The sequence below is a fragment of the Kastovskya adunca genome (genome assembly GCF_059505785.1).
In genome coordinates, this window is sequence record NZ_JCACLG010000034.1 from 32242 (window position 1) to 43445 (window position 11204).

The following is an 11204-nucleotide window of genomic DNA, read 5'->3' on the forward strand; positions in this document are numbered from 1 at the left end:
TGATTAGGTACGTAAAAAAGAGTCAAATCATTCATCCAATGGGTCAAAAAATTCGTGGTGTTGTTGCGGCGGGACATCAGAAAACTGCCGAAGCAGGTGCCCAAATGCTGCACTTAGGGGGAAACGCCTTTGACGCCTCTGTTGCAGCAATTCTCGCTTCTTTTGTAACTGAACCGGGACTCACCTCGGCGGCGGGTGGTGGCTTTCTTCTAGCCCATACTTGCGACAATCAGGATATTTTATTTGACTTTTTTACTCAAACCCCTAGCCAAAAAAGAAACCTGAATGAAGTCAACTTTTATCCAGTGGAAGTCGATTTTGGGGTGACGGTACAAGAGTTTCACATCGGATTAGGCTCTGTTGCCGTCCCTGGAAATATCGCCGGAGTATTTCATGTTCATAAACGCCTGGGACGGTTGCCCTTCAAAGTCGTTGCTGAACCGGCGATAGAGTATGCCAGAAACGGAATTCAACTTACCCCATATCAGCATTACTGTATTACTCAAATCCTTAGACCCATTCTCATTCAAGAACAGGATGGGTGTCCCGTTTATCTGCCTACGGGGGAAGCGATCGCCTTAGGCAAATCCTTATTGATGAAGGACTTTGCGGATACCTTAAGCTATTTAAGTGAACAAGGAGAAAGAGAATTTTACGAAGGCGAAATTGCCAAAACATTAGTGAAAGATTGCCAGAAGTCTGGAGGGTATTTGACCCTAGATGACTTAAAGAATTATCAAGTTATTGAAAGAAAACCCCTGACCATCAGTTACCGCGACACTACTTTCTTGACTAATCCTCCCCCTAGTTCCGGCGGCATATTAACTGCCTTCGCCCTCAAACTTTTATCCCGCTCTAATTTGGCTGAACTTGGCTTTGGAACCAGTCGTCATTTAGAAGCCCTGGCTCAAGCGATGCAACTGACTAATGAAGCCAGAAAAGAAAGTTACAATTGCAGTATTTATAATCAAGATGTAGTTGATAGTTTCCTTAATTCAGAACTTCTATCAAAGTATGCTAATCAATTTGAAAATATTATTAATAAATGGGGAAGCACTACTCATATTAGCGTTATAGATACGGAAGGGAATGCTGCCAGCGTTACTACGTCTAACGGCGAAGGTTCGGGATATGTGATTCCTGGGACAGGGATTATGATGAACAACATGCTAGGGGAGGAAGATTTGAACCCCCAAGGCTTCCATCAATGGCGTGAAAATACGCGAATTTCGTCAATGATGGCACCCACTATTGTTTTAAAAGACAGTCAGCCGGAGATTGTTCTGGGTTCTGGGGGTTCCAATCGCATTAGAACCGCTATTTTGCAGGTGATTTCTAATATTGTTGATTTTAAAATGTCAGCAACTGAAGCGGTAGATAGTCCAAGAACCCATTGGGAAAACCATGTTTTTCACCTTGAACCTGGATGGAGTCAGGAGGTTATGGAAACGTTAAGGCTACCTAATACTCAGCAAGTAGTGCAGTGGCAAGAAAAGAATATGTTCTTTGGTGGCGTTCACACCGTATCAAAATTGTCTGATGAGTTACTAGAAGGGGCTGGCGATCGCCGTCGTGATGGTGGCGTTGCAATCGGCTAGAATCAGGTGTATTCTTCTTTACTGGCACTACATCGTAGATATTCTATAACGGCAATGCCATAAACTCCCTTAAGTTTCCAGCAAAATTACGGAGGAAGCTAGTAATAACCCTTGGTTTGCCAAGAGTTATCAGTATTTACCAATAAGAAAAATTTTCATTTTATTGTTTGTAGTTTAGTCGTCTTCCTTTAGAGATACTTAAAAATACGCAGAAGTTATCTGAAATTAAAGAGTCAATCAAGAAAAAAACTAATACTAGACAAGCTGTAACAATTTGTTTATAAGTGAAACATACGACAGCAAGTCCTACTAATTCTCAGTCTAAGACTTGGTCTGAAGTTACGGTTGCTTCCTAGGCAACGAAACAGTTAAAGGTCTTCTTAAGAGTTATAGAACATGAGAACTAAGCTATTTTCGCTCGCCAGTGTAGCCTTAATCACCGCAGGAGCAACCCTTGCTTACGGTCAGTCTGCTACCGCTGCTACCTTTGCAGAAGGAAGTTGGGATGGAAAGGACAAGACCCTGCAACATATGTTTGACGGCGCTGGCATGAAAATCGATGCCGTAAAGGATCAGACTAGTGCCACTGCCTTTGAAAGTATTGGCTCAACCTTCAGTGCCAAAATCCTCTGGGAAATGGCGGGGAACTGGAACAAAAACAAGTTTGGAATTTACGAAATCGCTAACAAAGATAACAAAATTCAGCTCTTTGATGGAGAAGCTGGACACTGGTCTGATGCAGTAAACGCCTCCTTTAAGGGTGCCTTCGGCTTCTATCTCTGGTCAGCAGGCGATAAAAATAATTCGGAAGCTTATTACTACACGCAAAACGTCCTCAACCCAGGTGGGACTGACCAAGTAGCCGTCTACAACACGGGTAAAGATGAATTTACCTTCGCCTTTGAAGACCTCTGGGCGGGTGGTTTGGCTAAGGGTACAACTGACAACGACTACCAGGATATGGTCGTGAAGGTTTCCGGTATCCGGGTAGCGCAAACTCCCCCTGAGTCAGTTCCCGAACCCACCACAATACTAGGTTTGGGATTAGTTGCTGGGTCTTTCTTCGCGTCCCGCCGCCGCAAAGCCAGCGAGGGCTAATTGTTACCTAGTTAGGTTTGAGAGGGAGTGAGTAAAAGTTAGGGGTTAAGAGTCTAGAGGCTTTTAACTCCTTTTTTTTAGTCCTAAGTTCTCAATTTTTCTGACGCGGATGCAGGGTAACGTAGGATGATGGCATCTGGTGAGATTCGACGGCAATATGAGCGAACAAATTGGCTCCGACTACCGCTTAGAGCGGGATTCCATGGGAGAAATGAAGCTTCCCAACCACGTCTACTATGGGATTCAAACATTAAGGGCGGTAGAAAACTTTCCGATTAGTGGCATCAAGCCTTTACCGACTTACGTAGACGCTTGCGTACTGATCAAAAAAGCTACAGCGATCGCTAATGGCGAACTTGGCTGTATTCCTCAAGACATCAGTAATGCCATTGTTGCTGCTGCTGATGAAATCCTGAAAGGGAAATTTCGTGACCAATTTGTGGTGGATGTCTACCAAGCTGGGGCGGGGACTTCCCACCACATGAATGTCAATGAAGTGCTGGCAAATCGAGCGCTGGAAATTTTGGGGGAGGAAAAAGGTAACTATGAGCGGGTTAGCCCCAACGACCACGTTAACTACGGTCAATCCACAAATGATGTGATTCCTACGGCGATTAGGATCGGGGCGCTACTGGCGTTAGAACATACGCTTTATCCGGCATTATCGGATGCGATCGCTGCTTTGGACAATAAAGCCGACGAATTTCAGGATGTCGTTAAATCTGGGAGAACGCACCTGCAAGACGCTGTCCCCGTGCGCTTGGGTGAGGTTTTTCGGGCGTGGGCGCAAATTCTCTGCGACCATATGCAGCGGCTGGAACGCGCGGCTGAGGACTTGTGGCAGTTGGGTTTGGGTGGTAGTGCGGCGGGTACGGGGTTAAACACCCATCCCCAATACCGGGAACGGGTGGCGCAAATTCTCTCTGGGTTAATTGAGCAACCGTTGCAAGTGGCACCCCACCTAATGGCAGCAATGCAGAGTATGGCTCCCTTTGTCAGTGTTTCTGGGGCGGTACGGAACCTCGCTCAAGATTGCGTCAAAATTTCCCATGATTTGCGGCTGATGGATTCGGGGCCAAAAACTGGATTAAAGGAAATTCAACTCCCGCCTGTGCAACCGGGTTCTTCGATCATGCCGGGGAAGTACAATCCCGTGATGGCAGAGATGACCTCAATGGTTTGCTTTCAGGTGATGGGTTACGATAATGCGATCGCCTTAGCTGCCCAAGCCGGACAACTAGAACTGAATGTGATGATGCCGCTAATTGCCTACAATCTGATTCACAGCATCGAAATTTTGGGTAATACCATTGCCGCGCTAACCAATCGTTGTATTGAGGGGATCGCTGCCAATCGCGATCGCTGCTATAACTACGCCGAAGGCAGCCTCGCCCTCGTCACCGCCCTAAACCCTCACATCGGCTACCTCAACGCCGCCGCCGTTGCCAAGGAATCCCTAGAAACGGGTAAATCTCTCCGGCAAATCGTGTTGGAACGAGGACTAATGGACGAAGCCGCCCTTGCCCAAGTGCTAGACCTGGAAAAAATGAGCGCTCTGCCGACAACAGAAGCTTGAGGAACGTTTTCCTGACGGGGATGAGGGTGCTCGACATTTTGTGACATCCTCCCACGCTGAATCAAAGATTACAGCGTAGGCTTCCCCACCTCACGATGGAGATTTCCTGGTTATTTCCCTTCGACTACGCTCAGGGTATTTCACCACTTGCCTAGAGCCGCCTTATGGCTTACTCCCCAACAGACCGATTGCCCAGGCAGTTTCCGTTCCGCACAGCCCATGCGTACTGATTACCAATCAAAACTTTTGCCGAAAGGAAATAGACCTAGATACTGTGAAGTTTTTACCCAACCACAGCGTCAAGACTATCGCGCTTAACTTTTCGGGTTGGAACCCCCTAACTTCAGTTTTCAAGGTTCAGACTAGTTTATGCCGTTTGCGCTGTTCACCACGTTTCTAAGACGTGTTCGTTTGAGTCAAGGCAACCGTTAGTTATCCGGTATGTCAACGTTACCACTGATTGAACGTATCGACTTGTTAACTTTGGGGACATCGAGTCCCCTAAAATTAACAAGGGGCAGTCCATGTATCCACGCGCGAAATCAGAGATTATGGTGGGGGTATTATCGCTCCCCCTACCCCCCTCATTTAGATACAGTAAGCTAAAAACAACTTATCCGTCCGCGTCGGTAGATTGGAGGAGATTCTTTCCATGCAAAGCCAAGACAGCGTTATCCAGATGACCTTTCACTACACTGACGGTCAGTCTGAATCGTTCTATATCTACGATCCCCCAAACATTCACGACACTGCCCAAGAACTGCGGCAAGAAGTACGACACTTTCTCGATAAAAACTGGTGGATTCTTCACTTGCAGGAAGAAACGGTATACATCAACACCGCCCACGTCCTCAAAGTGGAGGTCAAGCCCGCCATTCCTGAACTGCAAGGTGAAGGGGTATTCTCCAATGCCGAACGTATAACGGCTCTGACTCGGAGGTGAGATGAAGGATGAAGGATGAAGGATGAAGTGTGAAGGATGAAGTATGAAAGATGAAGTGTGAAGGATGAAGTATGAAAGATGAAGGATGAAAGAGGTTATCGATTCTCCTCATCTCCCTCTCTTCTTTCTAACCTCCGCGTCCTCTGTGTCTGGTGCGGTTTATTAAAACCCTCATCCCCTCATCCCCCACTCCCTCCCTACTCAGGACTCACCGACTTAGAACTCACCGACTCACCGACTCAGGACTCCGAAAAATGACTATTAAGCAAGCTTCCGTTAGTTTGATTCGGGCTGACTCCTATGAGCGGCAGCAGTTACGGGAATCTTTGGAAAGGCTGCTGGAACCGTTGGGAGGAATGAAGGCGTTTGTTAAAGTTGGCGATCGCGTTTTGCTCAAACCCAATCTCCTTACAGGTGGGCGTCCTGGCAAAGAGTGCATTACTCGTCCAGAACTGGTTTACTGCGTTGCTAAATTAGTACAAGAAGCAGGCGGGAATCCCTTTCTGGGTGACAGCCCTGCCTTTGGAAGCTGCTACGGTGTTGCCAAAGCTAATGGCTATCTGCCGCTGACAGAAGAACTAAATTTACCCATCGTTGAATTTCGCGGTCAGCGTTACGAAACCACCAACAGCGACTTCAATCACCTGCGTCTCTGCAAGGAAGCGATGGATGCGGATGTTGTGATTAATTTGCCGAAAGTTAAGTCCCACGTACAGCTCACTCTCACCTTGGGCGTCAAAAATCTTTTTGGTTGTGTCCCTGGCAAAATGAAAGCCTGGTGGCACATGGAAGCCGGGAAGGACGCTAACCGCTTTGGGGAAATGCTAGTCGAAACCGCACGGGCGATCGCTCCTAACCTGACTATTATCGACGGCATCATTGGTCACGAAGGTAATGGTCCTAGTGGCGGCGAACCTCGTTTTTTGGGCATCCTAGGAGCCTCAGCAGATGTGTTTGCCCTCGACCGCGCCCTGGTAGATATCCTCAATGTTGATCCCGCTCTTGTCCCCACTGTGGCAGCACAAACCCGGCTAGGGCTAATCTCTGAGTTAGCAAATATCTACTTTCCTCACCAACGTCCAGCCGACTTAGTTGTGACTGACTGGAAGCTTCCAGAGGCTTTAATGCCCATTGATTTTGGGATGCCTCGCGTCATCAAGTCCACTTTCAAGCATCTCTATATCCGGTTTATCAAAGAGCCACTGAAAGTTGATCGACAAAAGATAAATAGCCGCTAGCTGAGGATAAAAGTCGCTACCTTCAAACTCTGGACTGTCTTCAATCCTGATTATGTAGGCTTTGCTACGGCATCATAAAAAACCGACAGCGTAAGCTAATGCTACCCTCCGATTGCTAACAAACCGCCTTCAGTCACAAGGCGGTTTTTTGTGAAAATTATTCAGCCATTCTCATCGCCATTCCGATGCCAGTAGAATTGTTGATCTTTCCCCTATCAGTCACAACGCTACCTTTGCAACCGAAGCTAATATCAGGCTTTGGGTGGGAAATATGTATCTATCGCGACCAAAATTTAATTTGACGCGGGGCGATCGCTGAATTTGATTAGCGCCAATTAGGAACTTTTTATCCTTAATAATTTACCCTTGCAGTTTATTACATCGCTTGTAACCCTAGTCACCTCTACCATCAGGAGTAACTATGAGGCTACTGTTTCATTCGATTAGTTTCCTTGAGATTGTTTGCTAAACGACAATTAATCCGAAATATATCGCTAAAATATAAAGTATAAGAGGGTTTAAAATTGCCCCCTTGTACTTAATTACTTCCGATTGCACGAGTTCAATTCTTAACTAATTTATGGAATCTAGTGGCCCGTCTAGCAACTCTTCTGAACCCCCGCCCTATAGGTGGGCAGAGATTATGGGCACAGTCATTGCTTTGTTGACCCTAACGTTGCCTCCGTTTGTCATCGCTTCTTACTCTTCAAGCACTCGCGTTGACATTTTGCAACAAACGACTTACTCGCTTCCCAGGTCGGAATAATTGATTTAAAAATAGTTATATAGTCAAAACATGATGGATTGAGTCCTGGAAAGTCAGCCTGAAGCTGTAAAGTTCTGGGGTATTGTTGCACGTTGTCAGTCCTCAAGAACAGCGCTAGCTTTTAGGTGAAAAAATTTGTGGTATCCCGCTACTTTTAGGCGGGGACAAGTCTGATTGTCTACCTTGGCGGTATAAGCTAATTGCATCTTGGGGTTAGGAGGAGCACAGCTGTACCAATGGCGGCGTTTGGCTAACAGATGCTGAACCATTGGCACTCAAGACTGTGTATCCTTATTCCCGTAGAATGCTACACGGGGGAATCACTTCTCCTTTTCGGAGGTGTAGTTCCTGTGGCTGGAAGTCTGACTTTCACCACACCCGTTTGCTGTATCAATTGCTTAGGAGTTTTAGGTTCTTGGATTTATCACGCATTCCTGCTCAACCCAAACCCGGCTTACTTAATGTTTTAATCGAAATTCCTGCCGGAAGCAAAAACAAGTACGAGTTTGATAAAGATCTAGAAGCTTTTGCTCTAGATCGCGTCCTGTATTCTTCGGTACAGTACCCCTACGACTATGGCTTTGTGCCCAACACCTTAGCCGATGATGGCGATCCGCTTGATGGTATGGTATTAATCGATCAGCCAACCTTCCCAGGGTGCGTTATTACGGCACGACCAATTGGCATGTTAGAGATGATCGACGGTGGCGATCGCGATGAAAAAATCCTTTGTGTTCCTGACAAAGATCCGCGCTATGCCAACATCAAGTCTCTTCAAGACATCGCTCAACATCGCTTAGATGAGATTGCAGAATTTTTCAGGAGTTACAAAAACCTGGAAAATAAAGTGACGGAAATTCTCGGTTGGCAAGACATGAGCAAGGTAACACCTCTCGTGGAAAAGTGCATCGAAGCCGGTAAAAAGTAGATAGGGGATAAACCCCAGTATCAACAGCTTCACACCAAATCAGGTAGGCGAACACACGTTGCTTTCAGCGACGCGATCGCACTTTCCTGATTTGACTGTGACAGAACTTAATAAGTAGTGAGATTTCTGAGAACGCTAGAATGTACTGACTGGACAAAAACCAAAATCTTCCCGACCAGAACAAGACGGCTGGTAAATTCAAAGTAGGGGCAAGTGCGAATTCGTTTGCCAAGCTCGATCGTTACATACTCAGAGCGCATTTATCTCGTGTGAGTATCATTTAAGAACACTACAACGGTGTGAAGAGTGGCGGGCTTTACAGTCTAACTTGATTATAAAGATGCCAGATATCGATCCAGCCTCGCCAAAGCCAAAAACGTCTCATAGAACAGTCGGTATGGTAAATAGTTCGGCTGCCGATTTTATCGTCCAGTTTTGGGGGGTTCGAGGGCAGATTTCGGTTCCCGGAAAAGAAACAATCCGCTACGGTGGCAATACTGCCTGTGTGGAAATGCGCCTCGGCAATAAGCGCCTAATCTTCGATGGTGGTAGTGGTTTGCGAGTGCTAGGCAATCAGTTACTCTCCCAAATGCCAGTCGAAGCTTATGTGTTTTTTACCCATTGCCACTGGGATCGCATTCAAGGCTTTCCTTTTTTTATTCCTGCGTTCATTCCTGGTAACTGCTTCCACATCTACGGCGCAGAGGCATCTGATGGAGAGTCGATGCAGCAGCGCCTTTCCCGGCAAATGCTGGGGCCAAATTTCCCCGTTCCCCTCCAGATCATGGCTTCAAAGCTGGAGTTTAACCACATAAATCCTGGCAGCAAGCTAGTCCTAGACGATGTAATTATTGAAACCAGTCTTCTCAACTACTCTCAGCGTTCAGTTGGCTATCGTGTCACCTGGCAAGGACACACAGCGGTTTATGCAACAGCGAGTTGCTGCTGCCGTGATGCCCTTGATCGCAGTTTACGGGACTTAGCCGCTCAAGCTGACCTGCTGATTTTGAATGCCCCTAGCGCGGCGGCAATGACCGAAGGGAAAGAGTCTTGTTTGCAGCGTTGGCAGGATACCCCTTGGGAAAAATGGGTAGCATCAGCCGCCGCAGCGAATGTCAAGCAGTTTGTTCTCTCTAGTTACGATCCCGACTACAACGATGATTTTCTCGACCAGGTAGAGCAGCAAGTGCAGTCAGTCTTTCCTAACAGCGTGCTAGCGCGTGAGGGGATGGTTTTACCTGTGGGTTACGCCAAGTAGAAAAAGAAAAGAGCAGTCCTGTAGAGACGTTGCAGGCACCCTCTCTACAACTTTTATACCTTTTCCCTTTTAAGAGACTACCCATAGCTCCCCCAACCCTTCTTAAAAAAGGGGAGTAAGAAAAGTATCTGTAGCAAGCATTTAGAGAATTGGCATTACTCCCTACAAAGAGCGATCGCGTGCAGCTTCAAGGGCTTGCCTAACTTGGTTAAAGCCTGTACCGCCGTAGCTGTTGCGTGCAGAGACAACTTGGGCGGGGGCGATCGCTTGATAAATATCTTTTTCAAACGCAGGGTGGAGGGCTTGCCATTCCTCCAAACTTAAATCTTTGAGCAATTTACCTTTAGCAAGGGAGGTTCTAACCACCTTCCCGACAAGATTATAGGCATCTCTAAACGGTACTCCTTTGGCGGCTAGGTAGTCTGCCACATCAGTTGCATTGGAAAAGTCTTCCGCCACCGCTTCGGCTAGACGTTCGTGCTTAAATTCCAGCCCTTCCTGCAGCAAAATTGTCATGGCTTCCAGGCAAGCTTGCACAGTGTTGACACTGTCAAATAACGCTTCTTTGTCCTCTTGCAAATCCTTGTTATACGCCAGGGGTAGCCCCTTCATCAGTACCAGCATCGCCTGCAAATGACCAAAGACACGCCCCGTTTTTCCTCTTACTAGTTCGGGAATATCAGGATTTTTCTTTTGGGGCATGATACTAGAACCCGTGGAGCAGCTATCTTTGAGGGTGACAAAGCTAAATTCTTGCGATGCCCAGAGGATGATTTCCTCCGATAAGCGGCTGAGGTGAACCATGATCAAGCTGCTAGCACACAAAAACTCAATGGCAAAGTCGCGATCGCTCACACCATCTAAACTGTTGGCATACACGCCAGTAAACTTTAGTTCCTGCGCCGCGTAGTGCCGATCGATGGGAAAGGTCGTCCCCGCTAACGCACCGCAACCCAAGGGGGAAACATTCACCCGCTGGTAAATTTCCCCTAGGCGTTCCCAATCTCGCTGAAGCATTTCCCAGTAAGCCAGGAGATGATGGGCTAAACTGAGTGGCTGTGCCCTTTGCAGGTGAGTGTAACCAGGGATCAGCGTTTCCACATTCGCCTCAGCAATGGTCAGCAGAACAGCCTGAAACTCACGCACTCGGCTGCGAATCTGCTCAATTTTGTCGCGCAGGTACAACCGGGTATCCGTGCCTACCTGGTCATTACGCGATCGCCCCGTGTGTAGCTTTTTCCCCACATCCCCCGCAATTTCCGTTAGCCGTCGTTCCACCGCAAAGTGAATATCTTCAGCGTCAATGCCGGGGTTAAACTGTCCGTCTCGGTATTCCTGACGGATTTGTTCTAAGCCTGCAACAATCTGTTCGCCTTCTTCCGGGGAGATAATGCCCGTATGGGCAAGCATCTTGGCATGGGCAACGGAACCCATCAGGTCATATTCAATCAGTTCAATATCAAAACCGATGCTGGCATTAAACCGCGCGATTGCGGGATGCAATGTTGATTCAAACCGCTGACTCCAGGTTTTTTGTTCAGTCACTTGAGTTAACTAAAAAGGATGAAGGATGAAGAGAGTCGGTGAGTCGGTGAGTTGATGAGTAGGGAAGAAAGTATGTTCGGCGAAGCCGTTGCCGGAGGCGAGGGTGAAGTATGAAGTATGAAGTATGAAGTATGAAGGGTGAAGTATGAAGGGTGAAGTATGAAGGAGGTTATCAGTTCTCCCCCGCACCCCCGCACCCCCGCACCCCTGCTCCCCTGCTCCCCTGCTCCCCTGCTCCCCTGCTCCCCTGCTCC

The 11204-nt window shown here is 47.4% G+C and carries 10 protein-coding genes and 1 pseudogene; 9 read left to right on the plus strand and 2 right to left on the minus strand.

Annotated elements, in window-relative coordinates:
• The first annotated feature begins 38 nt into the window (after window positions 1-38).
• The 9 genes from ggt to AC5JR3_RS14220 all read left to right on the plus strand — a co-directional run bounded on the left by ggt (window position 39) and on the right by AC5JR3_RS14220 (window position 9405).
• Window positions 39-1598 carry a gamma-glutamyltransferase gene (ggt, locus tag AC5JR3_RS14180; RefSeq protein ID WP_495847050.1) on the plus strand — a complete coding sequence of 520 codons (1560 nt, stop codon included), beginning with the start codon at window positions 39-41 and terminating at the stop codon, window positions 1596-1598.
• A 396-nt stretch (window positions 1599-1994) separates the two neighbouring features.
• Window positions 1995-2696 (plus strand): DUF4114 domain-containing protein, encoded by a 702-nt coding sequence (locus tag AC5JR3_RS14185; protein ID WP_495847052.1) that lies wholly within the window; start codon window positions 1995-1997, stop codon window positions 2694-2696.
• A 157-nt stretch (window positions 2697-2853) separates the two neighbouring features.
• Window positions 2854-4272 carry an aspartate ammonia-lyase gene (locus AC5JR3_RS14190; protein WP_495847054.1) on the plus strand — a complete coding sequence of 473 codons (1419 nt, stop codon included), beginning with the start codon at window positions 2854-2856 and terminating at the stop codon, window positions 4270-4272.
• 652 nt (window positions 4273-4924) lie between these two features.
• Entirely contained in the window at window positions 4925-5215 is a 291-nt protein-coding gene (locus AC5JR3_RS14195) for a hypothetical protein (RefSeq protein WP_495847056.1), read from the plus strand.
• Between the two features lie 78 nt (window positions 5216-5293).
• A complete protein-coding gene (locus AC5JR3_RS14200) occupies window positions 5294-5473 on the plus strand; it encodes a hypothetical protein (protein ID WP_495847058.1) in 180 nt (59 codons plus the stop codon).
• Window positions 5470-6453, plus strand: coding sequence for an Npun_F2552 family protein (locus AC5JR3_RS14205; protein ID WP_495847060.1), 984 nt, complete (start codon window positions 5470-5472; stop codon window positions 6451-6453). The genes AC5JR3_RS14200 and AC5JR3_RS14205 overlap by 4 nt, the downstream gene beginning before the upstream one ends.
• A 580-nt stretch (window positions 6454-7033) precedes the next feature.
• Window positions 7034-7219 (plus strand): TLTLP motif-containing protein, encoded by a 186-nt coding sequence (locus AC5JR3_RS14210; RefSeq protein WP_495847062.1) that lies wholly within the window; start codon window positions 7034-7036, stop codon window positions 7217-7219.
• A 415-nt stretch (window positions 7220-7634) separates the two neighbouring features.
• Complete coding sequence (locus tag AC5JR3_RS14215) at window positions 7635-8147, plus strand: inorganic diphosphatase (protein ID WP_495847064.1); 513 nt, start codon at window positions 7635-7637, stop codon at window positions 8145-8147.
• A 397-nt stretch (window positions 8148-8544) separates the two neighbouring features.
• Window positions 8545-9405 carry an MBL fold metallo-hydrolase gene (locus AC5JR3_RS14220; RefSeq protein ID WP_495847066.1) on the plus strand — a complete coding sequence of 287 codons (861 nt, stop codon included), beginning with the start codon at window positions 8545-8547 and terminating at the stop codon, window positions 9403-9405.
• A gap of 162 nt (window positions 9406-9567) precedes the next feature.
• On the opposite strand, the gene argH is transcribed toward AC5JR3_RS14220, so the two are convergent.
• Both argH and AC5JR3_RS14230 read right to left on the minus strand, forming a co-directional pair.
• Entirely contained in the window at window positions 9568-10950 is a 1383-nt protein-coding gene (argH, locus tag AC5JR3_RS14225; RefSeq protein WP_495847068.1) for an argininosuccinate lyase, read from the minus strand.
• A 9-nt stretch (window positions 10951-10959) separates the two neighbouring features.
• Window positions 10960-11204 (minus strand): annotated as a pseudogene (locus AC5JR3_RS14230) (hypothetical protein); the annotation flags it as partial.

Excerpts from the sequence above, each read along its gene's own strand:
- AC5JR3_RS14190 (WP_495847054.1), top strand. The coding sequence starts at position 2,854 with ATGAGCGAACAAATTGGCTCCGACTACCGCTTAGAGCGGGATTCCATG.
- AC5JR3_RS14220 (WP_495847066.1), top strand. The coding sequence starts at position 8,545 with ATGGTAAATAGTTCGGCTGCCGATTTTATCGTCCAGTTTTGGGGGGTT.
- AC5JR3_RS14185 (WP_495847052.1), top strand. The coding sequence starts at position 1,995 with ATGAGAACTAAGCTATTTTCGCTCGCCAGTGTAGCCTTAATCACCGCA.
- ggt (WP_495847050.1), top strand. The coding sequence starts at position 39 with ATGGGTCAAAAAATTCGTGGTGTTGTTGCGGCGGGACATCAGAAAACT.
- AC5JR3_RS14205 (WP_495847060.1), top strand. The coding sequence starts at position 5,470 with ATGACTATTAAGCAAGCTTCCGTTAGTTTGATTCGGGCTGACTCCTAT.
- AC5JR3_RS14200 (WP_495847058.1), top strand. The coding sequence starts at position 5,294 with ATGAAGGATGAAAGAGGTTATCGATTCTCCTCATCTCCCTCTCTTCTT.
- AC5JR3_RS14195 (WP_495847056.1), top strand. The coding sequence starts at position 4,925 with ATGCAAAGCCAAGACAGCGTTATCCAGATGACCTTTCACTACACTGAC.
- AC5JR3_RS14210 (WP_495847062.1), top strand. The coding sequence starts at position 7,034 with ATGGAATCTAGTGGCCCGTCTAGCAACTCTTCTGAACCCCCGCCCTAT.